Origin of the sequence: Brenneria corticis, assembly GCF_003115855.1 — a bacterium.
Classification (GTDB): domain Bacteria; phylum Pseudomonadota; class Gammaproteobacteria; order Enterobacterales; family Enterobacteriaceae; genus Brenneria; species Brenneria corticis.
Map to the genome: position 1 here is coordinate 1 of NZ_KZ819099.1, position 24,775 is coordinate 24,775.

The 24,775-nt window shown below is 56.1% G+C and carries 20 protein-coding genes and 1 other RNA gene; 11 read left to right on the forward strand and 10 right to left on the reverse strand.

What is annotated here, in order from left to right; genetic code table 11:
* The first annotated feature begins 340 nt into the window (after nucleotides 1-340).
* On the forward strand, nucleotides 341-577 hold the full coding sequence (locus DDT56_RS21730; RefSeq protein ID WP_005970385.1) for a major outer membrane lipoprotein: 237 nt from the start codon (nucleotides 341-343) through the stop codon (nucleotides 575-577).
* A gap of 160 nt (nucleotides 578-737) precedes the next feature.
* Here DDT56_RS21730 and DDT56_RS21735 read toward each other — a convergent pair whose 3' ends face one another.
* The 7 genes from DDT56_RS21735 to sufA form a co-directional block, all read right to left on the reverse strand.
* A complete protein-coding gene (locus DDT56_RS21735) occupies nucleotides 738-1,760 on the reverse strand; it encodes a L,D-transpeptidase family protein (RefSeq protein ID WP_136168472.1) in 1,023 nt (340 codons plus the stop codon).
* A gap of 301 nt (nucleotides 1,761-2,061) precedes the next feature.
* Entirely contained in the window at nucleotides 2,062-2,478 is a 417-nt protein-coding gene (sufE, locus tag DDT56_RS21740) for a cysteine desulfuration protein SufE (protein ID WP_136168473.1), read from the reverse strand.
* Between the two features lie 29 nt (nucleotides 2,479-2,507).
* On the reverse strand, nucleotides 2,508-3,731 hold the full coding sequence (gene sufS / locus DDT56_RS21745; protein WP_136168474.1) for a cysteine desulfurase SufS: 1,224 nt from the start codon (nucleotides 3,729-3,731) through the stop codon (nucleotides 2,508-2,510).
* Nucleotides 3,728-5,053 carry a Fe-S cluster assembly protein SufD gene (sufD, locus tag DDT56_RS21750; protein ID WP_136168475.1) on the reverse strand — a complete coding sequence of 442 codons (1,326 nt, stop codon included), beginning with the start codon at nucleotides 5,051-5,053 and terminating at the stop codon, nucleotides 3,728-3,730. Before sufD ends, sufS begins: the two co-directional genes overlap by 4 nt.
* Complete coding sequence (sufC, locus tag DDT56_RS21755) at nucleotides 5,028-5,774, reverse strand: Fe-S cluster assembly ATPase SufC (RefSeq protein WP_009112393.1); 747 nt, start codon at nucleotides 5,772-5,774, stop codon at nucleotides 5,028-5,030. The genes sufD and sufC overlap by 26 nt, the downstream gene beginning before the upstream one ends.
* 82 nt (nucleotides 5,775-5,856) lie before the next feature.
* A complete protein-coding gene (gene sufB / locus DDT56_RS21760; RefSeq protein ID WP_136168476.1) occupies nucleotides 5,857-7,353 on the reverse strand; it encodes a Fe-S cluster assembly protein SufB in 1,497 nt (498 codons plus the stop codon).
* 12 nt (nucleotides 7,354-7,365) lie between these two features.
* Nucleotides 7,366-7,737 (reverse strand): Fe-S cluster assembly scaffold SufA, encoded by a 372-nt coding sequence (sufA, locus tag DDT56_RS21765; protein ID WP_136168477.1) that lies wholly within the window; start codon nucleotides 7,735-7,737, stop codon nucleotides 7,366-7,368.
* A 404-nt stretch (nucleotides 7,738-8,141) separates the two neighbouring features.
* On the opposite strand from sufA, the gene DDT56_RS21770 reads away from it, so the two are divergent.
* Entirely contained in the window at nucleotides 8,142-8,543 is a 402-nt protein-coding gene (locus tag DDT56_RS21770; protein ID WP_136168478.1) for a hypothetical protein, read from the forward strand.
* A gap of 92 nt (nucleotides 8,544-8,635) precedes the next feature.
* Here DDT56_RS21770 and DDT56_RS21775 read toward each other — a convergent pair whose 3' ends face one another.
* Together DDT56_RS21775 and ydiJ are read right to left on the reverse strand one after the other, a co-directional pair.
* Nucleotides 8,636-9,052 carry a hotdog fold thioesterase gene (locus DDT56_RS21775; RefSeq protein ID WP_136168479.1) on the reverse strand — a complete coding sequence of 139 codons (417 nt, stop codon included), beginning with the start codon at nucleotides 9,050-9,052 and terminating at the stop codon, nucleotides 8,636-8,638.
* Nucleotides 9,053-12,106, reverse strand: coding sequence for a D-2-hydroxyglutarate dehydrogenase YdiJ (gene ydiJ, locus DDT56_RS21780; RefSeq protein WP_136168480.1), 3,054 nt, complete (start codon nucleotides 12,104-12,106; stop codon nucleotides 9,053-9,055).
* A 329-nt stretch (nucleotides 12,107-12,435) separates the two neighbouring features.
* On the opposite strand from ydiJ, the gene ydiK reads away from it, so the two are divergent.
* The 3 genes from ydiK to apbE all read left to right on the forward strand — a co-directional run bounded on the left by ydiK (nucleotide 12,436) and on the right by apbE (nucleotide 15,076).
* Nucleotides 12,436-13,539: an AI-2E family transporter YdiK gene (ydiK, locus tag DDT56_RS21785; RefSeq protein ID WP_136168481.1), complete on the forward strand. Its 1,104-nt coding sequence runs from the start codon at nucleotides 12,436-12,438 to the stop codon at nucleotides 13,537-13,539.
* 251 nt (nucleotides 13,540-13,790) lie between these two features.
* Nucleotides 13,791-13,896, forward strand: an RNA gene (gene rprA / locus DDT56_RS21790) — antisense sRNA RprA.
* 136 nt (nucleotides 13,897-14,032) lie between these two features.
* Entirely contained in the window at nucleotides 14,033-15,076 is a 1,044-nt protein-coding gene (gene apbE / locus DDT56_RS21795) for an FAD:protein FMN transferase ApbE (protein WP_136168482.1), read from the forward strand.
* A 47-nt stretch (nucleotides 15,077-15,123) separates the two neighbouring features.
* Here the strand turns inward: apbE and ppsA are convergent, their stop codons facing one another.
* Nucleotides 15,124-17,502 (reverse strand): phosphoenolpyruvate synthase, encoded by a 2,379-nt coding sequence (gene ppsA / locus DDT56_RS21800; RefSeq protein WP_136168483.1) that lies wholly within the window; start codon nucleotides 17,500-17,502, stop codon nucleotides 15,124-15,126.
* Between the two features lie 289 nt (nucleotides 17,503-17,791).
* On the opposite strand from ppsA, the gene ppsR reads away from it, so the two are divergent.
* The 6 genes from ppsR (at nucleotide 17,792) to DDT56_RS21830 (ending at nucleotide 24,747) form a co-directional block, all read left to right on the forward strand.
* Complete coding sequence (ppsR, locus tag DDT56_RS21805) at nucleotides 17,792-18,613, forward strand: posphoenolpyruvate synthetase regulatory kinase/phosphorylase PpsR (protein ID WP_136168484.1); 822 nt, start codon at nucleotides 17,792-17,794, stop codon at nucleotides 18,611-18,613.
* A 387-nt stretch (nucleotides 18,614-19,000) separates the two neighbouring features.
* Nucleotides 19,001-20,812, forward strand: a complete 1,812-nt coding sequence (locus DDT56_RS21810; RefSeq protein WP_417903703.1) for a glycoside hydrolase family 13 protein — start codon at nucleotides 19,001-19,003, stop codon at nucleotides 20,810-20,812.
* A gap of 276 nt (nucleotides 20,813-21,088) precedes the next feature.
* Nucleotides 21,089-22,141 (forward strand): hemin-degrading factor, encoded by a 1,053-nt coding sequence (locus DDT56_RS21815; protein ID WP_136168485.1) that lies wholly within the window; start codon nucleotides 21,089-21,091, stop codon nucleotides 22,139-22,141.
* Nucleotides 22,138-22,956 carry a heme/hemin ABC transporter substrate-binding protein gene (locus DDT56_RS21820; protein ID WP_136168486.1) on the forward strand — a complete coding sequence of 273 codons (819 nt, stop codon included), beginning with the start codon at nucleotides 22,138-22,140 and terminating at the stop codon, nucleotides 22,954-22,956. The genes DDT56_RS21815 and DDT56_RS21820 overlap by 4 nt, the downstream gene beginning before the upstream one ends.
* Entirely contained in the window at nucleotides 22,953-23,957 is a 1,005-nt protein-coding gene (locus DDT56_RS21825; RefSeq protein WP_136168487.1) for a FecCD family ABC transporter permease, read from the forward strand. Before DDT56_RS21820 ends, DDT56_RS21825 begins: the two co-directional genes overlap by 4 nt.
* Nucleotides 23,950-24,747 carry a heme ABC transporter ATP-binding protein gene (locus DDT56_RS21830; RefSeq protein WP_136168488.1) on the forward strand — a complete coding sequence of 266 codons (798 nt, stop codon included), beginning with the start codon at nucleotides 23,950-23,952 and terminating at the stop codon, nucleotides 24,745-24,747. The genes DDT56_RS21825 and DDT56_RS21830 overlap by 8 nt, the downstream gene beginning before the upstream one ends.
* Nucleotides 24,748-24,775: the final 28 nt, after the last annotated feature.

Here is a 24,775-nt window from a genome sequence, read left to right on the forward strand (position 1 = left end):
AGATCAAAGTCCTGGCTGAGAGGCCAGGACTTTGTCATCAGTCTGAAAGCGCCTTTCACGGCGCTTTTTTATATTCTGCGGTTATCATGCTCATCCGCCGCACGTTAAATTAATACCTTTTATTTTACAGGCAATTTTAATAGCGCAAAGCTCGGACTATTCCGATGGAAATGACGCTGTTTTCTTTACTTTTTTCATTGCTCCGCAAAACCCGCTGCTTCTTTGAGCGAACGATCAAAATTAAGCATGTTCTCATCAAAAATTTATTCTCATTAGAAAAAAGTTTGTGTAATACTTGTAACGCTACATGGAGATTAACTCAATCTAGAGGGTATTAATAATGAATCGTACTAAACTGGTACTGGGCGCGGTAATTCTGGGTTCTACTCTGCTGGCTGGTTGCTCCAGCAACGCTAAAATTGACCAGCTGTCTTCTGACGTTCAGACTCTGAACGCTAAAGTTGACCAACTGAGCAACGACGTGAACGCAATCCGCTCTGACGTACAGGCTGCTAAAGACGACGCAGCTCGTGCTAACCAGCGTCTGGACAACCAAGTTCGCACTTACAAAAAGTAATCGAACTGGTTAAGTAGTGAAAATGGCGCACAGTGTGCGCCATTTTTTTTGTCTGCGTTTTTTCGCTTCACAGACTTCCGCTTGCCGAGGCGCCCCGCGTTGCCCTCGCGGTCGGCAAATCCGGCTCCAGAACGCCCGCAGCCGGATTGTGCGCGCTATCTTACCGGAAGGTGCTGACAGAAGTGATCGGCGCGCCTGACGGCGTCTCTGCGTCCTCAGCGGCCGACTGTATAGGCTCCTGATAGGTATTGATATCCTGACCGACATTGACCAGCACCGGCATGCCGGAACGCCGTGCGATGGCGTCCGCGACGGCTTTGGCGTCGGTATCGTCGCCATCAATAAATTTTTTCGTCTTTTTATTGATGCTGATCGGCATGGTCTGCGGGTCATCCTGATCGGTTTTGGACAAGGGTTGATGAACCTCTACGTAACGTTTTCCGTCCGGCTCAACCGATGTCTTAATCGCATCATTGACGATTTGCACCCGCGTACCGACCGGAACGGCGTTAAACAACGCTTCGATATCGTCGGGCCGCAAACGAATGCAGCCGGAACTGACGCGCATGCCGATACCAAAATTCGCATTGGTGCCATGAATCAGGTACACGCCGCCATGGGCCGCCAGGCGTAACGCGAACAGCCCCATCGGGTTATCCGGCCCGGCGGGCACCACCGCCGGCAGCGTGATGCCCTGCTCTTCCAGATAATGTTTGCGGATATTCGCCGTCGGCGTCCAGGTCGGGTTTGGCCGTTTTTCCGAAATCGAGGTGACCATCAGCGGAGTTTTGCGTCCCAGTTGACCAATGCCGATGGGATAGACGATGACGGTATTTTTACCTTTCGGATAATAGTAAAGCCGCAGTTCCGCAAGGTTGACCACGATGCCCTCACGCGGCGTATCCGGCAGCAGCATCTGCGTGGGGATGGTTAAGGTCGAACCGGCCTGCGGCAGATAGGGGTCGGTTCCGGGATTCGCTTCCAGCATCCCTAATAGGCCAATCTTGAAATCAGCGGCAATAGCCTCCAGTGGACGGCCATCATTGGGGACGGTGTAGGCGATGTTCTCGCCGATAAGGCGACTGCCCGGCGGCGGCAACGGATATTCCGTGGCATTGGCCGCGCCGCTGCCTGCCAGATACGTGGCGAATACCAGACCAAGTAAAGTTAACGCGCGTTTCATACAAAGTTCCCTACTTCACCGATTTATTCAGATTTATAAACGATGTCCGGTTCTTTATTCAGAGGCCGGTATCATGCTTATGCAATAGTAGCATTGCGGTAACGAAATTATCTTTTATTTGAAAATCAAGGGATTGATATTCAATTCTTTACAAATGTCTATTGCAGGATAAATTTCGGCTGGGGATAAATCTACGGGACTAATTCTGAAATATCAGCAGGATAATATTTCACTATTAAGGAATCGCCCGGATTGACGGCCGGGCGTTTTTTTGCGGAAATAAGAAATAAATGGCGAACGCTTAGGATAACCCCGCCGCGCGCGCGCGAATGGCCCGCAGCATGGCTTCCAATCCCTGGGAGCGGGATGGCGTCAGATGCTGGGTTAACGCCAGTTCCTGAAAGAAGGGACGCACGTCCAGCGCGACGATTTCCTGCGCGCTCAGCCCCTGATAAAGGCTGAACACCACGGCGATCAGCCCCTTGACGATGGCCGCATCGCTGTCGCCATGCAGGGTCACCCGGCCCTGTTCGTCAGGCTGCATCACAATCCATACCTGACTCTGGCAACCGGCGATCAGATTTTCCGGCCGGCGCCACGCCTCGGGCAGCGGCTCCAGCCGCGCGCCCAGTTCAATAATATAAAGATATTTTTCTTCCCAATTATGACAGCGCGAAAAATTACGCGCCAATTTCTGCGGATCCGGCAGACTTGCCATTTTTTCCTCCCCAGGCAGCAAAGCGGCGCTTAGTTGCCCAGTAATCGATAGATACGTTGCAACCCGGCAACCAGCCGGTCTATTTCTTCGCGGGTAGTATAAACGGCCAGCGAGGCGCGGCACATACTGGAAACGGCATAGTGCTCCATCAGCGGCATCGCGCAGTGGTGACCGGTGCGAATGGCAACTCCATACTGGTCGAGGAAACTGCCGACATCATAGGCATGGTGCTGCCCGAGGTTAAATGCGATAACGCCCTTTCTCTCCGCCGGGCCGTACAGCGTCAAATCAGGAACCTGGGCCAGCGCCTCCAGCGCATAGCTCATCAGCGCGGACTCATAGCGCTGGATCGCCTCGCGTCCCAGCGCCGTGACATAGCCTAGCGCCGCGCCCAGCCCCATGATGCCGGCGGTATTCGGCGACCCGGCCTCAAAACGCCATGGCGCATCGGCATAGGTGGTGCCGGTGCGCAGGCTGACTTCGCGGATCATCGCCCCGCCGCCTTCCCACGGCGGCATCGCCTGCAGCAGCGCGCTTTTGCCATACAACACGCCGATCCCCGACGGACCGTAGATTTTATGCCCGGAAAAGACGAAGAAATCGCAATCCAGATCCCGCACATCGACGGGCTGATGCATAATCGACTGCGCGCCGTCCACCAGAACCACCGCCCCGGCGGCTTTTGCCTGCGCGATAATCGCCTTAACCGGATTCAGGGTGCCCAGCACGTTTGAAATATGCGTCACCGCCACCAGCCGGGTGCGTTCATCCAGCAAGGCGGGGAGACGGGTCAGATCCAGCGTTCCGTCCGCCGCCAGCGGCAGTACGCGGATTTCAATTCCCCTGGCCTGCGCCAGCATCTGCCAGGGAACGATATTCGCGTGATGCTCCATCTCGGTAATGATCAGGTTGTCGCCGGGCTGGAGGAAGGTATGTCCGTAGCTGTTGGCCACCAGGTTAATGGCTTCCGTAGTGCCGCGCACAAAGACGATCTCTTCCGCCGATGCGGCATTGATAAAGGCGGCGACCTGTTCGCGCACGACTTCCATGGCGCTGGTGGCCCGCGCGCTCAGGGTATGAATGCCGCGATGCACGGCGGCGTATTCATGCTGGTAAAACGCCGCTTCACGGTCAATCACCGCCTGCGGTTTTTGTGCGCTGGCGGCGCTGTCCAGATAAGCCAGGGGTTGTCCGTTCACTTCCGTCGCCAGCAGCGGGAAATCGGCCCGAACCCGTTCGATTGGATAAGTCATAGCTCCGCCTTCAATAAATCCGCCTGTGCGTTCGGCAGGCGCAGCGCAATACGTTTTAATATCACATCCCTTAACGACTCATCGGCGATGGCTTCCGTCAGCTCGGCGGCAAAAGCGAAGATGATCATCTGGTGCGCGTCCTGCCGGGTTATGCCGCGTGAACGCAGGTAGAACAGCTGCTCCTCGTCCATGCGGCCGATGGTGGCGCCGTGGCTGCATTTCACGTCGTCGGCATAGATTTCCAACTGCGGCTTGGTATCCACTTCGGCCAACCGCCCCAGCAGCAGGTTATTGTTGGTCATCTGACCGTCGGTTTTCAGCGCGCGGGGAGCGACCTTGATCATTCCGTTGAACACCGCCTTGGCGCGGTCGTTGACTATCGTTTTATGCAGCTGGCGGCTCTCGCCGTAGCCGTCGTTATGCTCCAGATAGGTGCGGGTATCGCACACCTCGCTGCCGACGGGCATGATAAGGCTGTTAATCGCCAGATTGGCGCCTTCGCCGTTCATCTGCGCGCTGGTGTGGTGGCGGGTCAGCCCGGCGCCCAGCAGGAAGCTGTGGCTGCGCACCTGCGCGTCGCGCGCCAGCACCAGATCGTTATGGGAAAAGTGGTAGCCGGCCGCCGCTTCAAACGCCAGCTTGATATGGCTGACCCGGCTGTTTTCTCCGGCGCTGATCGTCAGGCGCGCGCCGGTAAAGTGGGCCTGCTCATCCAGACTGACATAGTGTTCGATAATCCGCGCGCCGGCGCCGCGCTCCACGTTCAGGTGATGGCGGTGGTGTACGGTATTCAGCGCGGCGTCCTGCCGGCCGCTACTGATATGCAGCAAATACAGCGGCTTTTCCGCCTGCTGCCCGGCGCGCAGGCGAATCAGCGTACTGGCGGCGGCCAGACTTTCCGTCAGGTGCAGAAACACCTCCGGCTGGATGGCGGCAGGCAGCTCGCCCTGAGCGCGCGATGCGTTGATATCAACCTGATAAGGCCCCCACTGGGTATCGCTGAGCTGCTCGTTGAACACGCCGTCGATAAACACCAGACGCCAGCAGTCAACCGGCAACGCCAGCGCATCCAGCGCCGCCCCGTCGACCTGCGGCGCTTCGGGGAGCACAAACTCATGCGCCAGCAGCCCGTCGAGCGGGGTATATTTCCAGTGTTCGTGTTTACGCTGCGGCAACCCCAGGCGCTGCACTTCCTGCCAGTGCCGATGCGCCTCCGCCGAACGCCGGGCGCTGTAGGTTTCAAACAGGCTATGCCACTGCTGCAAGGCCTGTTCCTGTTTGCGCTGCGTATTGGTTTTACTGTTGGTCGGTAAGCCAGCCATAGCCTTGCTCCTCCAACTGTTTCACCAGCGAGAAATCGCCGGATTTAACAATGCGCCCCTGATACAGAACGTGAACGTAATCCGGCCGGATATAATCCAGAATACGCTGGTAGTGCGTAACGATAATAAATGCGCGCTGCTGATTGCGCAGCGAATTCACGCCGTTGGCGACAATTTTCAGCGCATCGATATCCAGACCGGAATCGGTTTCATCCAGAATGCATAACTCCGGCTCAAGCGCCGCCATTTGCAGAATGTCGTTACGCTTCTTCTCGCCGCCGGAAAAACCGACGTTCACCGAACGGGTCAGCAAATCCTCCGGCATATTCAACAGTTTGATTTTGTCTTCGATAAAGTCGGCGAAGTCAAAGCGGTCCAGGGGCTCCAGCTGGCGGTATTTGCGCACGGCGTTGACCGCGGTTTGCAGGAAGAACTGGTTGCTGACGCCGGGGATCTCCACCGGATACTGAAACGCCATAAAGATGCCTTCGCCGGCCCGGTCCTCCGGATCCAGCTCCAGCAGATCCTTGCCTTTAAAACTCACCGTGCCGTCGGTCACTTCATATTCTTCGCGCCCGGCCAGCGTCGCGGAGAGGGTGCTTTTCCCGGAGCCGTTCGGCCCCATAATGGCATGAACCTCTCCCGGCTTGACCTGGAGATTCAGCCCCTGAATGATTTCTTTGCCTTCTACGCTGACTTTCAGATTTTCAATACTTAACATGCTCTATCCTTCCGGCGTCTTACATCTGGTGACGCTCATCATTTTTGTAACCGATGAATAAGAAACATCGGCAACCGACGAATTAACCCACGCTATGTTCCAGACTAATCGCCAGTAACTTTTGCGCCTCGACCGCGAACTCCAGCGGCAGCTCTGAGAAAACATCCTTGCAGAAACCGTTGACGATCATCGAGATGGCGTCATCTTCGCTGATGCCGCGCTGCAGACAGTAAAACAGCTGATCGTCGCCAATCTTCGAGGTGGTCGCCTCGTGCTCCAACTGCGCGGTGTTGTTGCGCACTTCCACATACGGGAAGGTATGCGCGCCGCAGTCGCTGCCGATCAGCATGGAGTCGCACTGGGTAAAATTACGCGCGTTGGTGGCGCTCGGCATGATTTTCACCAGGCCGCGATAGGTATTTTCGCTGTGCCCGGCGGAAATCCCTTTGGAGATAATGGTCGAGCGGGTGTTTTTACCGATATGGATCATTTTGGTGCCGGTATCCGCCTGCTGGCGACCGTTGGTAAGCGCCACGGAGAAAAACTCGCCCACCGAATTGTCGCCGCGCAAAATCACGCTGGGGTATTTCCAGGTAATGGCCGAACCGGTTTCCGATTGCGTCCATGACATTTTCGCATATTCGCCGGCGCACAGCGCCCGCTTGGTGACAAAGTTCAGGATCCCGCCTTCGGCGTCCTGACCGGCAAACCAGTTTTGCACGGTGGAATATTTCACTTCGGCGTTTTTATTGACGATCACCTCGACCACCGCCGCATGCAGCTGATAGCTGTCGCGCACCGGCGCCGAACACCCCTCGATATAGCTGACGTAGCTGTCGTCGTCGGCAATCAGGATGGTGCGCTCAAACTGCCCGGTTTTGGCGGCGTTGATGCGGAAATAGGTGGACAGCTCCATCGGGCAGCGCACGCCTTTCGGGATATAGACGAAGGTGCCGTCGGAGGCGACCGCGGCATTCAGGGCGGCGAAAAAGTTGTCGTTCGAAGGCACCACCGTACCGAGGTACTGGCGAACCAGATCCGGGTGTTCCTGAATCGCCTCGCTGAACGAACAGAAAATGATGCCCTGCTCGGCCAGTTCATGACGGTAGGTCGTCGCCACGGAAACGGAGTCGAAAATCGCGTCCACCGCGACCGACTTGCCTTCGCGCACCGGTACGCCCAGTTGGTTAAAGGCGTTTTCAACCTCGCTGGTCAGGTAATTGTTGACGTCCGCAATGCCGGACTGCTGGGTGGCGCCCGGCTGGGAGTCGCAGGTGTCGTCGCAGTGACCGCAGGACGGCGCCGAGTAATAGCTATAGTCCTGATAGTCGAGCCTGGCATAATGCGCTTTCAGCCAGTGCGGCTCTTCCATTTCCTGCCACGCCCGAAAGGCGTTTAGCCGGAACTCCAGCATCCACTCCGGTTCATTGCGTTTGGCTGAAATCGCCCGGACCACATCTTCGTTAATCCCGCGTGCCAGTTCATCCGTCGCCAGTTCGGTGAAGAAGCCCTCTTTGTAACGGCCGTCCCCCATCCAGATCTGGACATCATCAGGTACATCTACTGTGCTACGTGCCATAATTTTCATCACTTAAATGCCGAAGCTCTCGCCACATCCGCAGGCATGCTGAGCTTTGGGATTATTAAACTTGAACACCTGATTCAGCCCTTCACGGACAAAATCGAGCTCGGTGCCATCAATAAAAGGCATCGCCTTTAGCGGTACGTAAAGCCTTGCGCCGTCGCGTTCGAATACCAGGTCATCCGGTTCCGGCTCGCGCACCAGATCCAGCACATAGCCAAACCCGGCGCAGCCGGACTGTTTGACGCCAAGTCGTAAACCTTTTAGCGCGCCATCCTGCCGCGTTAAATTATTTATCTGTTTTGCCGCGCTCTCCGTCAGCGTCAGTCCCTGCCAGATATTTTCATCCAATGAAAACGTTCCTACATTTTCCGTTTGCATAAGGCATACCTCATTACGTGTGGTACCAGTTTCAGACTGGTTTCCCCTAATGTTAGTGATAATGGATATAGCTTCAACCTCTTGTTTCGCAGGGCTATTCGTAACATTTGCTTTTGCGTGGCGCCCGCCGCCCGCGCGCGTCGACCTGCACGGCGAAAATCGCCCGGTAAATTGCAGATTAATCCATTGATAAATAAAAACTAAATTATATCCCTTGCCGGCCATGCCCAGGGAAAAATTATCAATTTATTATCATTAGTATAACATTCATCGAGGATACCTATTTATAAAACAGGGAAAGTAAATGATGATTTAATTTCATCAGCCGTCCCTTTAGCCATTGATCCCGACTATTTTTATAAATATGATAATGATTATCATTTGATATTCAGGGTTGAGATCCCATGCTTTCCGTGAATGCCTGGCTGCAACATCAGATTGACGAATATAAATTCCAAATCCGCGACGCCACCGTGGATTTCTATATGGCGGAGGCGCGCCTGAATCGGCCGGGAAGCCATATCGATCATTTGAGACGCTATCATAACGCCTGCATGGATATGGTCGATCTGTGTCTGAGAAACGGCGACGACGCCAGCTATCTCCACGCCCTGGTAAAATTACATAACCGATTGATTAAAGAAATAAATAATGAGGAGCGCTGCCACCTGTTCCGGGTCCAGAGCTACTACTTCGCGCGCAATACGCTAAAGACCATCTGCCACCAGTTGAGCATGCAGGGTTCGTGGGATAAGGCCACCGCTTTCCAGAGCGATTTCGTCAAGCGGGTTCCCTTTTTGCCCTGACGGCCCATAGCGCACGCCGACGACCTGAGAAATGAACCTGAACCAACCGCAGCGGACGGCAAATTGCGGCCGGCGCGGTTGTCGGTCCAGAGCTAGGGCGTAATCACCGCGGTCGTCAGGCGCGACGTGCAACACAGGCGATCCCGGCTATCGAAAATATCTATCTGCCATACCTGATTGCGCCGCCCGGCGTGCAGCGCGCGGCACACGCCGCGCACCTCGCCGTCAACCACCGCGCGCAGGTGATTGGCGTTGACCTCCATACCCACCACCTGTTGATCCCCTTCGGTGCACAGATAGCCGGCCACCGAACCGAGGGACTCGGCCAGCACCACCGACGCCCCGCCGTGCAGCAGGCCGAACGGCTGGCGGGTACGGGCTTCCACCGGCATCATTCCTTCCAGGCAATCGTCCGTTATCCGCGTGTAGCGGATCCCCAGGAAACCAATCATACACTCCCGACTTTGCTGATTAAGCTGTTCGAGGGTAACCTGTCTTTTCCATAGCATTCAGATAATCTCCAGCAAGGCCTGTAGAGGATGACGCAACCCGCGGCCTTCCATCCGTTTCACCTGGCTGCGGCAGGAGTAGCCGGTGGTCAGACAGCGCTGTTGCGGTAACTTCTGCAAGGCCTGTTGCCAGGAAAGCGCATAAATACCCTGCGAGTTCGCCAGATTGTTGCTTTCATGGCCGTAGGTTCCCGCCATGCCGCAGCAACCGACGCTGACATTTTCCAGCCGGGCGCCAAAGCGGGAGAAAATATCCACCCACTGTTGGGTACTGGCGGGCAATGCGGTGGTTTCCGTGCAGTGTCCGAACAGATACCAGCATTCGCCGGCGACGGCCTGCGCGGTTTTTCCCGCCAGCGAGGTCATCAGCCACTCATGCACCAACTGTACCGTAAAGTCGCCCCGTTTATCCCCCAGGATCTCCCGGTATTCATCGCGATAGCACAGCACCAGCGCCGGATCGACGCCGACCATCGGTATCTCCAGTCTGGCGACGCGATTAAGAAAATCGGCGGTTTTCGCCGCGGTTTTGGCAAAGCGCTGCAAAAAGCCTTTAATGTGTTGCGCCTTGCCGTTCGGAGAAAACGGCAGCAGCACCGGTTTCAAGCGCAATTTTTCCACCAGATGAACAAAATCGGCCACCACTTGCGCATCATAATAGCTGGTAAAGGGATCCTGAACGATTAATACATATTGCCTGCGCTCCTCCGTGGACATTTTTTCCAGCTGTTCCAGCGTGGTTTTACCGGCGCGGTGGCCGGCGAACTGCTGGCGCAGCGACGGAGAAGAGAGCAACGGCAGATCGACCATGCCGATCTGCCGACGGCTCAGCGCATTCACCCAGGGCATTTTCAAAAAGTAGTTGAAGGTCTTGGGGCTGCGCGCCATCAGCGGCGCATAGCTTTCCACCCCGGCCACCAGATAATCCCGCGCCGGACGCAAATAGCGGGTGTGATACAGCTGCAGGAAACGGGAGCGAAAACCGGGTACGTCAATCTTGATTGGGCACTGCGTCGAGCAGGCTTTACAGGCCAGGCACCCCGACATCGCCTCTTTCACTTCATGGGAAAAATCATACTCGCCCTTCCGGGCATACCAGCTATTGCGGGTTTTCTGGATCAGGGTATTCAGGCTGATTTTCTGCTGCGGCAGCCGTTTTTCCAGCTCCAGCGGATCAACCCCCTGCTCCGCCAGCAAACGCAGCCATTCGCGCACCAGCGTCGCCCGGCCTTTCGGCGAATGAATGCGGTTGCCGGTGATTTTCATCGAAGGACACATCGGGCTGCGGGCGTCGAAATTGAAGCATAAGCCATTGCCGTTACAATCCAGCGCGCCGCGGAAAGAGCCACGAACCGCCAGCGGAATGGTGCGATCGTAGGTGCCGCGTTTGACGGCGTCCACTTTCATCATCGGCGCATCCAGGTCCAGCGGGGCGCAGATTTTACCGGGATTGAGCCGGTTATCGGGATCGAACGCGGCTTTGATGCGCCGCAACTCGGCATACAGCTCGGGGCCGAAAAACGCCGGGCTGTACTCGGCGCGGAACCCTTTGCCGTGCTCTCCCCATAACAGGCCGCCGTATTTCGCGGTTAATGCCACGATTTTATCGGAAAGCCGCTTCATCAGCATTTCCTGCTGCGGATCGCACATATCCAGCGCCGGGCGTACGTGCAGCACCCCCGCATCCACGTGGCCGAACATGCCGTAGGTCAGGTTGTGGCTGTCCAGCAGTTCGCGAAATTCGGCGATATAATCCGCCAGATGCTGCGGCGGCACGCAGGTATCCTCGGCAAACGGGATCGGTTTCGCCAGCCCTTTACTGTTTCCCAGCAATCCGACCGCTTTCTTGCGCATGCCATAAATACGTTCAATGTCCGCCAGATCGTTACAGGTCTGATAGCCGATAACCCCGGCCTCGCCGCTTGCCAGCAGCGCATCCAGCCGTTGGCACAGCTGGCGCACCCGCTCGTCGATCAAGGCTTCGTCATCGCCGGCGAACTCCACGATGTTCAGCCCCAGCATATCCTGGTTAGGCACATCGGTAATCAGTTCGCTGACGGAGTGCCAGACAATATCCTCGCGCGCCAGATTCAATACGCTGGAATCCACGGTTTCCACCGACAGCGCCTGCGCTTCCACCATAAAGGGCGCATTGCGCAGGGCCGAGTTGAAAGAGTCGTATTTGACGTTCACCAGCCGCCGCACTTTCGGCAGCGGCGTAATATCGAGCTTGGCTTCGGTAATAAACGCCAGCGTTCCTTCGGCCCCGGTAAGAATGCGCGTCAGGTCAAAGGTTTGCAAATCATCGCTGAAAACATGGCGCAAATCGTACCCGGTAAGAAAGCGGTTCAATTTGGGGAATTTGCCGACAATCAGCTGGCGCTGCTCGCGGCAACGGTGCAGCACCGTATGATAAATCCGCCCGACCACGGAGGATTCACGCGCCAGTTGCTCCGCCAACGCCACCGGTATAGCCTGCGTATCCAGCATTTCACCGCCGAGCAACAGCGCGCGCAGGCCCAGCACATGATCGGAGGTTTTACCGTACACCAGCGACCCTTGTCCCGAGGCATCGGTGTTGATCATACCGCCCAGCGTGGCGCGGTTGCTGGTGGATAACTCCGGGGCGAAAAAGTAGCCGAACGGTTTTAGATACTGGTTGAGCTGGTCTTTAATCACGCCGGCCTCGACCCTGACCCACCCCTGCTCCGGGTTAATCTCCAGGATGCGGTTCATATAGCGCGACATATCCACCACGATGCCCTTATTCAGGGCCTGCCCGTTGGTTCCTGTGCCGCCGCCGCGCGGGGTGAACGTCAGGCTGAGAAAGCGTTCCTCCCCGGCCAGTCGCGCCAGAATCGCCACGTCGGCGGTGGAGCGGGGGAAAACCACCGCATCCGGCAATAGCTGATAGATACTATTATCTGTCGCCATCGTCAGGCGATCGGCGTAGTTTGTCGCCGTATCGCCGGTAAATCCACTGTGCTTCAATGCTTCCAAAAAGTTAAGCACCGGCTGAACCAGCCCGGGTGACTGAGAGATCTGTGGGATCATTATTTTTTGACCCTGTCCGTACAAGAAATGTTTGCCAATATGACGTTAGGTGTCTGTGATGAAATGATTTGCGCCAACTATCCCTGTAATCCAACCGTCCGTTTATCCGACCATCAGACTTACCACGTTTTATCATATTTCACGCGGCCGCGCCGCTGAATCGATAAAAAACGCATGGCGTAGCGGGTTTACGCCCTTTGATCAACAATCTGTTCAACGGACTGTTAAAAACGGCGGAAATATCTCATGATAAATCATTGCCGCTTTCATCGCCTTGCCAAAGCGGCGTTGCTTTCAGACATTATGTCTACTTACCGAGGTACTATTCATTGATAAGAAAATCTCAACAACAGCGTTTCGATCTGGCCAGAATATTATTTAGCCTGCTGTTTATTGCCATTATGATCATTGCCTGCTTTTGGGTGGTGCAACCTTTTATTCTGGGATTTGCCTGGGCCTGTATGGTGGTCATCGCGACCTGGCCGCTGTTGATTAAACTGCAGCATTTGCTGTGGGGGCGACGCTCCCTGGCCGTTCTTGCCATGACGTTGCTGCTGATTCTACTGTTCGTATTGCCGATTGCCGTACTGGTCAGTAGCGCCATCGACAACAGTTCGGCGCTGATGCGCTGGGGAGCCAGCCAGGAAAATTTCTCGTTGCCGCGGTTGGAGTGGCTGACCTCCATTCCGCTGGTGGGAGACAAACTGTTCAGCGGCTGGCAAACCTTGCTGCAAAGCAGCGGCAGCGGCCTGTTTTCCAAAATTCAGCCCTATGCGGGCAAAACCGCCACCTGGCTGGTGGCGCAGGCCGCGCACGTCGGCCGCTTCCTGATGCACTGCGCCCTGATGCTGATATTCAGCGCGCTGCTTTACTACAAGGGGGAAGCCGTCGCCAAAGCGGTGCGCCATTTCGCTATCCGTCTCGGGCATGAGCGCGGCGATACCGCGGTGATCCTGGCGGCGCAGTCCATTCGCGCCGTGGCGCTGGGCGTGGTGGTGACCGCCATTGTTCAGTCGCTGCTGGGCGGCCTTGGGCTGTTCATCTCCGGCATTCCGTATACCACCTTACTGACGGTACTGATGTTTCTGTTCTGCCTGGTGCAGTTGGGCCCGCTCCCGATACTGATCCCCGCCATTATCTGGCTCTACTGGAGCGGAGACACCACCTGGGGGACGGTACTGCTGGTCCTGAGCTGCGTGGTCGGCACCATTGATAACTTTATCCGCCCGGTGCTGATTCGCCTGGGGGCCGACCTGCCGCTGCTGTTAATCCTGTGCGGCGTAATTGGCGGATTGCTGGCCTTCGGCATGATCGGATTGTTTATCGGACCGGTGGTGCTTGCCGTATCCTACCGGCTGATTTTCGCCTGGATGGGGGAAATTCCCGAACCGGGGAATATTGTTCCCCTTGAGCAGGACAACGGCAAAGAGTAAGCGGCATCATGCAATAGCGGCGGCCGCGGAAGACATTTTCCGTGGCCGTCGCCCTATAATAAATAAACAAAACTAATGATTAAGCCTGTTTTTAGCGGGATTATTCCTAAAAATTTTGCTTATTCCAAATTATCGCGCCGATTTTATCGCAGCAATCCCCTGCCCTTTTTCTCAACTCTTAAAAAACAATTAACCATTAGGATGATTCTTAATGACTCGGCTAAGCATAATCTCTAGCATATATTTGAAAGCTAGCTTTAACCTACTGTTTGTCAATGAGGTTTCCTCCTCGTCAGAGTTAGTAACGAATTGCTGTGTGTAGTCTTTGCCCATCCCCTGAGGTGGGCTTTTTTTTATCTCCCCCCTGCACGCCACTCCATCGCTTTTCTCGCCATAAATTGCGGTCGGCCAGGTTTTTGTTAATCTCCTATTTGCATTTCTCACACTTTGCTTTATTTGTTAGCACCTTGCTTTATTCCTAGGAGTTTTTTTCATGACTAATCTCGCCAGGGGATTACTACTTGGTTGTCTGCTCTGCCTGCTTGCGGCCTGCGATAGCGCCCCCCAAGCAGCCCCACCTCGTCCGCTGCTGACCATTGAGGGAAAAACCATGGGCACCTTCTATAGCGTCAAAATCAGCGGCGAAGTGGCGGAAAGCAAAGAACGGCTGCAGCAGGAGATCGATAGTTTGCTGGAGCAGGCCAATGACGAGATTTCCACCTACCGCAACGACTCGACGCTATCGCGATTCAATCAGTATCGCGGCGGCGAGCCCCAGCCCGTCAGCAACGGCATGGCGGACATTATTCTGGCGGCGCAGCGTATCGGCAGAGCAACCGACGGCGCCATGGATATTACCGTTGGGCCGCTGGTCAATCTGTGGGGATTCGGTCCGCAAAAACAGCCGACGCACATCCCCAGCCAGCAGCAGATCGAGCAGGCCAGGCAGAACGTCGGGCTAAGCCATCTTCGGCTGCTCAGCGATCAGCGCGGCGAATGGCTGCAAAAAGATCTCCCCGACCTCTATGTCGATCTGTCGACGCTGGGGGAAGGCTACGGCGCCGACGTTCTGGCGCAGTTGATGTTGCGCAAAGGCATCGCCAACTATCTGGTTTCCGTGGGCGGCGCCATATCCAGCCGGGGGGTCAATGCCGAAGGCGTACCCTGGCGCGTGGCGATCCAGAAACCGACCGATCGGGAGAACGCCATTCAGGCGGCGGTCGATTTACAGGGATACGCCATCAGCACCTCCGGCAGCTACCGCAATTATTTTGAGCAGGACGGCAAGCGCTATTCCCACGTCATCGATCCGGCGAGCGGCAAACCCATCACCCATCAGCTGGTTTCGGTTACCGTTATCGCGCCAACGGCGCTGGAAGCCGACGGCTGGGACACCGGGTTAATGGTGCTGGGCACGGAAAAAGCGTTAAAGCTGGCGCAGCAGCAGGGACTGGCGGTTTACTTAATCACCAAAACCGATCAGGGCTTCAGCGCCGTAATGACGCCGCAGTTCAAATCTTTTCTTATCGCCCGCTAAAAAAACGCCCGGTAACCAAAGGTTACCGGGCTCCTGATTTTACCGGGTTACTGGTGTTCGGCCAGATTCAGCCAGGTCTGCACCACGGTATCCGGGTTAAGGGACAGGCTGTCGATGCCCTGCTCCATCAGCCAGAGGGCGAAATCTTCGTGGTCCGAAGGACCCTGACCGCAGATACCCACGTATTTACCCTGTTTCTTCGCCGCCTTGATCGCCATTGACAGCAATGCCTTGACGGCGTCGTTGCGTTCGTCAAACAGCTCGGAGACCACGCCGGAATCCCGATCCAGCCCCAGCGCCAGCTGGGTCATGTCGTTGGAACCGATGGAGAAGCCGTCAAAGTGCGCCAGAAACTCCTCCGCAAGCAGCGAATTGGAGGGGATCTCGCACATCATGATGATTTTCAGTCCGTCTTCGCCGCGCCGCAGCCCCTGGCGCGCAAGTTCGTCGATTACCGCCTCCGCCTGCGCCACGGTACGCACGAACGGGATCATAATCTCCACGTTCTTCAGCCCCATATCGTTGCGAACGCGTTTCACCGCCGCGCATTCCAGCGCAAAGCACGCTTTGAAATCCGGGGAAACATAGCGCCCCGCCCCGCGGAAGCCGAGCATCGGGTTTTCCTCTTGCGGTTCGTAGCGCGCGCCGCCCACCAGGTTGGCATACTCGTTGGATTTAAAATCGGACAGCCGGACGATCACCCGCTTCGGCGAGAACGCCGCGCCCAGGGTCGCGATGCCTTCCGTCAGCCGGGCAATATAGAATTCCACCGGATCGTCGTAGCCATTCATCAGTGCCTTGATTTCACGCTGCAGCTCCGGGGTCTGCTGGTCAAACTCCAACAGCGCGCGCGGATGCACGCCAATCATCCGGTTGATGATAAATTCCAGACGGGCCAGCCCGACGCCCTCGTTCGGCAAACAGGCGAAATCGAACGCGCGATCGGGATTACCGACGTTCATCATGATTTTCAGCGGCAGGTCCGGCATCGCATCAATCTGCGAGCTTTTCACCGTGAAATCCAGCAGGTCGTGATAAACATAGCCGGTATCGCCCTCGGCGCAGGAGACGGTCACCTTCTGGGCGTTTTTCAGCCGTTCGGTGGCGTCTCCGCAGCCCACCACCGCCGGGATCCCCAGCTCGCGGGCGATAATCGCCGCATGGCAGGTGCGCCCGCCGCGGTTGGTCACGATGGCGGCCGCTTTCTTCATGATCGGCTCCCAGTCGGGGTCGGTCATGTCGGTAACCAGCACGTCGCCGGCGTTAATCAGGTGCATTTCGCTGATATTCTGAATGACTTTCACCTCGCCGGCGCCGATGCGATGCCCGATGGCCCGGCCCTCGACCAGCACCTCGCCCCCTGCCGGCAGATGATAGCGCTCCATCACCTGGCCGTTGGAACGCACGGTTTCCGGACGCGCCTGCACGATATACAGCTTGCCGCTGTGACCGTCCTTCGCCCATTCGATATCCATCGGCCGGCCGTAGTGTTGCTCAATCAGCAGCGCCTGACGCGCCAACGCCTGGACTTCATCATCGCTCAGGCTGAAGCGGGCGCGCTGCTGCTCGGGCACATCCTCGATCTGCACCTGCTTGCCGTGCTCCTGGCTGTCGGCGTACACCATGCGGATTTTTTTCGACCCCATATTGCGGCGCACGATGGCCGGCCTGTTGTCGCGCAGGGTGGGTTTATGCACATAAAACTCATCCGGGTTCACCGCCCCCTGCACCACCATCTCGCCCAGACCGTAGGCGGAGGTGATAAACACCACCTGATCAAAGCCGGATTCCGTATCGATGGTGAACATCACCCCGGCGGCGGCCAGATCGGAGCGCACCATGCGCTGAACCCCCGCCGACAGCGCGACGCCGCGGTGGTCGTATCCCTGATGAACGCGATAGGAAATGGCGCGATCGTTAAACAGAGAGGCAAAGACGTGCTTCACGGCGGTCATCACCGCCTCGATGCCCTGAACGTTGAGGAAGGTTTCCTGCTGTCCGGCAAAGGACGCATCCGGCATATCTTCCGCGGTGGCGGAAGAACGCACGGCAAAAGAGGCATCTTTCTCCCCCTCGGCCAGCTGCTGGTACGCGATGCGGATCGCCTGCTCAAGCGCGGGCTGGAATGGCGTATCGATAATCCACTGGCGGATTTGCGTACCCGCCTTCGCCAGTTGGTTCACATCGTCAATGTCGGTATGATCCAGCAATTCATAGATACGCTGGTTGATACCGCTTTGGTTAAGAAAATCATTAAACGCCTGTGCCGTTGTCGCAAAACCATTGGGAACGGCAACGCCAAGTTCGGAAAGGTTGGTGATCATCTCACCCAGAGAGGCATTTTTGCCCCCCACCCGCTCAACGTCGTGCATACCAAGCTGGTTATACCAGAGGACATTACGCAAATCAGGGCCGTTATTGGACATCGGAAAAATCCTTTCTGCATACAATTTAGGGTATGGAAATATTCAGTCAAGAATCAGTCTCAACGTAATCAGCGTAGCATAGCGATTTATAAAGTATTGACAGGTGAATCGATCAACCAGGGTAAAAAAAACCATTTCATGGCTCAGAATTGATTTATGAGCTAAAAATCCAATAGGGTAAAAGTTCATTATCTTTATCATGGATATAATGAAAAGGTGTTTTAATAAAAGTATTTATAAAATATATTTTTTGACGATTTGTACGGCAAAAACCATTTAAGGAGTTCAGGTGGAAAGAAGCGTATTTTATGTCTCGGACGGCACGGCGATTACCGCCGAAGTGCTCGGCCATGCGGTGCTGTCGCAATTCCCGGTGAACACCGTCAGCTATACCTTGCCTTTCGTCGAGAGTGAAGCGCGGGCCAGAGCCGTTTGCGAGCAAATCAATACCCTGTATCACCAGAGCGGCATGCGGCCGCTGGTTTTTTACTCTATCGTCACCCCGACGGTACGTAATATCATCACCGGCAGCGAAGGGTTCTGCCAGGATATCGTGCAGGCGCTGGTGGCCCCCCTGCAGGAAGAACTCAATATTCCGCCCACCCCGATCGCCAACCGCACCCATGGACTGACGGCCAGCAATCTGGGTAAATATGACGCGCGCATCGCCGCGATAGATTATACGCTGGCCCATGACGACGGTATTTCACTGCGCAATCTCGATCAGGCGCAGGTCATCCTGCTCGGCGTATCGCGCTGCGGCAAAACGCCCACCAGTCTCTATCTGGCGATGCAGTTCGGTATTCGCGCCGCCAATTATCCTTTTATCGCCGACGATATGGATAACCTGCGATTGCCTGAGGCGCTAAAACCTTTCCAGCACAAGCTGTTCGGGCTGACCATTGACGCCGAGCGGCTGGCGACCATTCGTGAAGAACGGATGGGCAACAGCCGCTATGCTTCCCTGCGCCAATGCCGTATGGAGTTGAACGAGGTCGAGGCGCTGTTTCGCAAACACCAGATTAAATACATCAATACCACCAATTATTCGGTTGAGGAAATTTCCGCCAGAATCATTGATATTCTTGGTATGAGCCGTCGCATGTACTAATTGGCGGATCAAGCCAAAATGCGACGCCGTCACTCAAAGCTCAAATTATTATTTGAGCGCTTTTTATCACCTAGAATTAAAAATAAATATAATATTATAATTCGGCTAAGGTTTTATTTTACGATATTATCCAGTTTAGCTTTGCCCACATGCGCTGATTCCCGCGCAATGAAAAAATTACCGCAGTAAACTATAAGTTGACCATCACTAATTACCCGGTAAAGTGCGAAACTCAAAGTCAAGGCATATGGCTTATTGCGGTTGAATTACATTGTTTTTATAGCAATTAATTTTATCTCCACGCCTGATACCCTACGCGAAACGGCATGATGCTTAATAATTTAAGCATCATAAAAACAACCAGTTATAAATAATTAGATTTATTATATGACAATGCTAAAAAAACGTTTAACACTCAGCGCCATATTACTGGCGAGTTTGACTTTCTCCGGTCTATGCAGCGCATCGTCTCAGGATAACGGCATAGATAGCTCATCCGTCGTGGCAATTAACGATGGCGCTTCGGTCCATCCTACCTGGTGGAAAGAGGCCGTGTTTTATCAAATTTATCCGCGTTCGTTTAAAGACAGCAACGGCGATGGCATTGGCGACTTAAAAGGGATTATCGAAAAACTGGATTATTTAAAAGAGCTCGGCGTTAACGGCATCTGGATTAATCCGCACTATGACTCGCCGAATGTGGATAATGGTTACGATATCCGCGACTACCGTAAAATAATGCGCGAATACGGGACGATGGAAGATTTCGAGCTGCTGATAGCCGAGATGAAGAAACGCGACATGCATATGATGATCGACGTGGTGGTTAATCATAGCAGCGACCAGAATCAATGGTTCGTGGAAAGTAAAAAATCCAGGGATAATCCTTATCGCGACTACTACATCTGGCGTGACGGCAAAGAGGGAAACCCGCCCAATAACTATCCATCGTTTTTCGGCGGCTCCGCCTGGCAGAAAGACGACGCGACCGGTCAGTACTATCTGCATTATTTCGGCGTCACCCAGCCCGACCTTAATTGGGATAATCCCCAGGTACGGCAACAAGCCTATGACATTATGCGCTTCTGGATTGACAAAGGGGTGACCTGCCTGCGCATTGATACGGTTGCCACTCTGGCTAAAATTCCCGATTTCCCGGATTTAACCCCTGAACAGCAGAAAAATTTCGCCACGGCCTATACCCAGGGGCCTAATCTGCACCGCTATATACGGGAAATGCACCAGCAGGTATTCGCCAAATATGGCGTCGTCTCGGTCGGAGAAACCTTCGGGGTGCCGATAGAGCAGGCTCCGCTATATATTGATCAACGGCGTAAAGAATTGGATATGGCCTTTTTATTCGATCTCATCCGCGTTGACCGCTCATCTGAGGAGAGATGGCGCAAGAAAACGTGGCAATTATCGCAATTCCGTCAGATCAATAACCGTCTGAATAACATGACCGGCGAATATGGCTGGAATACCTTCTTCCTGAACAATCACGATAATCCCCGTCTGGTGTCGCACTTCGGGGACGATCGTCCGCAGTGGCGCGTACTTTCCGCCAAGGCGCTGGCCACAATGGCGTTAACCCAGCGGGCAACCCCCTTTATCTATCAGGGGGACGAACTGGCGATGACCAATTACCCTTTCCAAACGATCGAAGATTTCAACGATCTTGGCGTGAAAGGCTATTGGCAGGAGGTGGTCGCCAGCGGGAAAGTGACGCCGCAGGAGTTTCTGGATAACGTCAAGAAAACCAACCGGGCCAACAGCCGCACGCCATTCCAGTGGAGCGACGCCGCCAATGCCGGCTTTACCACCGGTACGCCGTGGTTTCGAGTCAACCCGAACTATAAGGAAATCAACGCCGCGAATCAGACCAAAGATCCGCACTCCGTCTACAGCTTTTATCGTCAATTGATTGCGCTCAGGCACGCCACCCCGGCATTAATCTACGGCGCTTACCAGGATCTCGATCCCGACGATAACGACGTCTACGCCTATACCCGTACTCTCGACGGCGAGAAATATCTTATCGTGGTGAATTTCAGGGAGCAGCCCGTCAGCTATGCGCTGCCAGAGTCGTTCTCAATCAAGAAAACCCTGCTGGAAAGCGGCATGAAAGAACAGGTGCGGCCCAATGCCGGCAAACTTGAACTACAGCCCTGGCAGTCGGGTATTTATCAACTGAATTAATCCGCCGTCCGGTCGGTGAAACGCTAACCGGGCAGCCCTTGCAAGGCCGTCCGGTTTAGCTTTATGCCCTTCCGCTCCCTCCATCCTCTGACGCCGCCGGCCGCTTGCGCCCGAACAACGCGTCGCCGTCAGCCGGCATTTCCCCCCCCGCCCCGGCCGCCGTTTCATTTTACGGATTAAGAAAATTTCACTTGATGTAACTTTTTTGTTACATGAAAATGATTCTCATTAATTTCTGGCTATGCTGTGACTATGACAAAGAATAAGGAAGCGACGATGCAGACTTCACTTTACCAACAATACCTCCAGGCTAAAACCGCGCATCCGCGTAAATACGCCCGCGATCTGGCCGGCCTGCTCGGCGTCAGCGAAGCGGAATTGACGCACGCGCGCGTCGGGCATGACGCGCAGCGCCTGCAAGGCGACGCCAAAAGCTGGCTGGGCGCGCTGGAGCAGGTTGGCAAGACCAAGTCGATTACGCGCAATGAATATGCCGTTCACGAGCACGTCGGTTATTACCGCAATCAGCATCTGGACGGGCATGCCGGCCTTATCCTGAATCCGCGCGAGCTGGATTTACGCCTATTTCTGCATTCATGGGCTTCCGCCTTCCTCCTGCGGGAAACCACGCCGCGCGGGGAGCGTGAAAGCATTCAGTTTTTCGACCATCAGGGTGACGCCATTCTGAAGGTTTACCCTACCGACGACACCGACAGCCAGGCCTGGCGGCGGGTTATCGAGACATTCGCCAGCAGCGAAAACCCCGCGCTGCTGATCCGCCCGCCGGCCGCCGACGCAGCCGACGCCCCGGCGACGCAGCATAACCCGGCACTTGAAGCCGACTGGCGGGCGATGACCGATGTTCACCAGTTCTTTATCCTGTTGAAGCGCTACAATCTCACCCGTCAGCAGGCGTTCCGCGCCGTCAGCGACGACCTGGCCTATCAGGTTGATAACCACGCGTTATCACAGATCCTGTTCGCCGCCAAAGACGCGCAGAATGAAATTATGGTATTTGTTGGCAATCGCGGCTGCGTGCAGATTTTTACCGGTAAAATCGAACGCGTGGAGCGGGTGGAGCAGCATGCCGAATGGATTAATATCTTTAATCGGGATTTCACGCTGCATCTGATTGAGAACGCCATCGCCGAAAGCTGGGTCACGCGCAAACCGACCGCCGACGGTATCGTAACCAGTCTGGAACTGTATGCCGCGGACGGTACGCAAATCGCGCAATTATTCGGCCAGCGCACCGAAGGCAGCGCCGAACAGCAGCAGTGGCGCGAACAGGTAGCCGCGCTGAAACCACGTAAGGATCTTGCCGCATGAAAAACTGGCTATTGCCGTTGTTGACGCTCCTGCCGCTCAGCGTTTCGGCCGCGGAACGTATCGTGTCCGTCGGCGGCGACGTTACCGAAATCATCTACGCGCTGGGGGCGGAAAAAGATCTGGTCGCCAGAGACAGCACCAGTCTGCACCCTGACGCCGCCACCCGACTCCCCGACGTGGGCTATATGCGCCAGCTGAATACCGAGGGGATTCTGGCGATGAAACCCTCGCTGGTGATTGCCAGCGAACTGTCGCAGCCCTCGCTGGTGTTGCAGCAGGTGGCGGAAAGCGGCACCCGGGTGATCAACGTGCCGGCCAAACCGGCGCTGGAAACCGTGCCGCAAAAGATTAACGTCATTGCCCAGGCGTTAGATAAGGAGGCGCAAGGCAAGGCGCTGACCGACGCATACCGCCAGCAGTTGGACAAGGTCGCCACCACTCCCCTGCCGGTTAAAGCGCTTTTCATCCTCAGCCACGGCGGGATGACGGCCATGGCGGCCGGGCAGAATACCCCCGCCGATACCATTATCCGCAGCGTCGGGTTGCGCAATGCCATGCAGGGCAGCCAACGCTATCAGCCATTATCGCAGGAGGGGGTGATCGCCAGCGCTCCCGACCTGATCGTGATCACCACGCAGGGGCTGAAGAGCCTGGGCGGCGAAGCGCAAATCTGGAAATTGCCGGGCCTGTCGTTGACGCCGGCGGGGAAAAACAACCGCCTGCTGGTGGTTGACGATATGGCGATACTCGGCTTTACGCTGGAGACGCCGACGCTGATGGCCACGCTGCGTCAGGCCGCAGAACAGATAAAATGACGCCACGGCTACATCCCGGTTATTGGCTGGCGGGGCTGCTGTTGCTGCTGCTGGCGCTGATGGTATGCGCGGCTAATCTGGGCGCGCTCAACCTATCGTTTCACACGCTGTGGCAGACGTCCCTGGACGATCCGCTATGGCATATCTGGCTGCATATCCGCCTGCCCCGCGTGCTGCTGGCCGTTTTGGTCGGCAGCGCGCTGGCCTGTTCCGGCGGCATTATGCAGGGGCTGTTCCGCAATCCGCTGGCCGATCCCGGCCTGCTGGGGATCAGCAGCGGCGCGGCGCTGTGCGTGGCGCTGACCATTGTTCTGCCGCTCGGCCTGCCGCCCTTGCTGTCGCTTTACAGCCCGATGCTGGCGGCCTTCGTCGGCAGTCTGGCGATTACCGCGATCATTTTTATCCTTAGCCGCGGCGAACAGGGCGGACTGACGCGGCTCTTGCTGGCCGGCATCGCCCTTAACGCCCTGTGCGGCGCGGCGGTTGGCGTGCTGACCTATATCAGCAACGACCAACAGCTGCGCCAGTTTTCACTGTGGGGCATGGGCAGCCTGGGACAGGCGCAGTGGCCGATGCTGCTGGTGGCGGCCACGCTGGCGCTGCCCGCCATGGCGATCACCCTGTATCAGACCCGCCGCTTAAACCTGTTACAACTGGGGGACGAAGAGGCGCACTATCTGGGCGTTAACGTGAAACGCACCAAATATACCCTCTTGCTGTTAAGCTCACTGCTGGTGGGCGTGGCGGTTGCCGTCAGCGGGGTGATCGGTTTTATCGGGCTGGTGGTTCCTCATCTGATCCGCATGCACCTGGGCGCCGACCACCGCTGGCTTATTCCCGGTTCGGTTCTGGGAGGCGCCTGCCTGCTGCTGGTGGCGGACACCCTGGCTCGTACCCTGCTGTCTCCGGCGGAGATGCCCGTCGGGCTGTTAACCAGCCTGATTGGCGGCCCCTATTTTTTATGGCTGATCGTGCAGCATAAAGGACGCGGAAATGAATAGCGCCGGACGGGATAACGCATTGCTGGCCCATAATCTGAGTTACCGGATCGGCGGACGCTACCTCACCGAGGCGGTTTCGCTGGAGGTGAACTGCGGCGAAATCGTGGCGATTATCGGCCCCAACGGCGCGGGCAAGTCCACGCTGCTGCGTCTGTTGACCGGGTATGTGACGCCGCATCAGGGGGAGTGCCTGTTGGCCGGTAAGCCGCTTTCCCACTGGGCGCCGGACGCGCTGGCGAAAACCCGCGCGGTGATGCGTCAGCACAGCGGGCTGGCTTTCTCCTTCAGCGTACGCGACGTGGTCGCTATGGGCCGCTCCCCTTACGGACGCGACCGGCGGAATGACGACGTTATCCGCCGGGTGATGGAGCAGACCGGCTGTTGGGATCTGGCGAATCGCGATTATCGCCATCTCTCCGGCGGCGAACAGCAGCGCGTACAGCTGGCCCGCGTACTGGCTCAGCTGTGGCACCCGCAGCCGACGCCGGGCTGGCTGTTTCTTGACGAACCCACCTCGGCGCTGGATCTCTACCATCAGCAGCATCTGCTGCGCCTGTTAAAACAGCTGACCCGGCAGCAGCCGCTGGCCGTCTGCTGCGTACTGCACGATCTTAATCTGGCCGCCCTGTACGCCGACCGGATCCTGCTGCTGCACCAGGGGAAACTGGTGGCGCAAGGTTCGCCGCATCAGGTGCTGCAAACGGAGATACTGACCCGCTGGTATCAGGCCGATCTCAACGTCGGCCTGCACCCCGACTACCCGATTCCGCAGGTGCATCTGCGCCGGTAGCCCAATGCCGGCCGGTCAGGGAGCGGGC

Coding starts and splice junctions, on each gene's coding strand:
- DDT56_RS21730 (WP_005970385.1), top strand. CDS start 341: ATGAATCGTACTAAACTGGTACTGGGCGCGGTAATTCTGGGTTCTACT.
- DDT56_RS21735 (WP_136168472.1), bottom strand. CDS start 1,760: ATGAAACGCGCGTTAACTTTACTTGGTCTGGTATTCGCCACGTATCTG.
- sufE (WP_136168473.1), bottom strand. CDS start 2,478: ATGGCAAGTCTGCCGGATCCGCAGAAATTGGCGCGTAATTTTTCGCGC.
- sufS (WP_136168474.1), bottom strand. CDS start 3,731: ATGACTTATCCAATCGAACGGGTTCGGGCCGATTTCCCGCTGCTGGCG.
- sufD (WP_136168475.1), bottom strand. CDS start 5,053: ATGGCTGGCTTACCGACCAACAGTAAAACCAATACGCAGCGCAAACAG.
- sufC (WP_009112393.1), bottom strand. CDS start 5,774: ATGTTAAGTATTGAAAATCTGAAAGTCAGCGTAGAAGGCAAAGAAATC.
- sufB (WP_136168476.1), bottom strand. CDS start 7,353: ATGGCACGTAGCACAGTAGATGTACCTGATGATGTCCAGATCTGGATG.
- sufA (WP_136168477.1), bottom strand. CDS start 7,737: ATGCAAACGGAAAATGTAGGAACGTTTTCATTGGATGAAAATATCTGG.
- DDT56_RS21770 (WP_136168478.1), top strand. CDS start 8,142: ATGCTTTCCGTGAATGCCTGGCTGCAACATCAGATTGACGAATATAAA.
- DDT56_RS21775 (WP_136168479.1), bottom strand. CDS start 9,052: ATGCTATGGAAAAGACAGGTTACCCTCGAACAGCTTAATCAGCAAAGT.
- ydiJ (WP_136168480.1), bottom strand. CDS start 12,106: ATGATCCCACAGATCTCTCAGTCACCCGGGCTGGTTCAGCCGGTGCTT.
- apbE (WP_136168482.1), top strand. CDS start 14,033: ATGACTAATCTCGCCAGGGGATTACTACTTGGTTGTCTGCTCTGCCTG.
- ppsA (WP_136168483.1), bottom strand. CDS start 17,502: ATGTCCAATAACGGCCCTGATTTGCGTAATGTCCTCTGGTATAACCAG.
- DDT56_RS21810 (WP_417903703.1), top strand. CDS start 19,001: ATGACAATGCTAAAAAAACGTTTAACACTCAGCGCCATATTACTGGCG.
- DDT56_RS21815 (WP_136168485.1), top strand. CDS start 21,089: ATGCAGACTTCACTTTACCAACAATACCTCCAGGCTAAAACCGCGCAT.
- DDT56_RS21820 (WP_136168486.1), top strand. CDS start 22,138: ATGAAAAACTGGCTATTGCCGTTGTTGACGCTCCTGCCGCTCAGCGTT.
- DDT56_RS21825 (WP_136168487.1), top strand. CDS start 22,953: ATGACGCCACGGCTACATCCCGGTTATTGGCTGGCGGGGCTGCTGTTG.
- DDT56_RS21830 (WP_136168488.1), top strand. CDS start 23,950: ATGAATAGCGCCGGACGGGATAACGCATTGCTGGCCCATAATCTGAGT.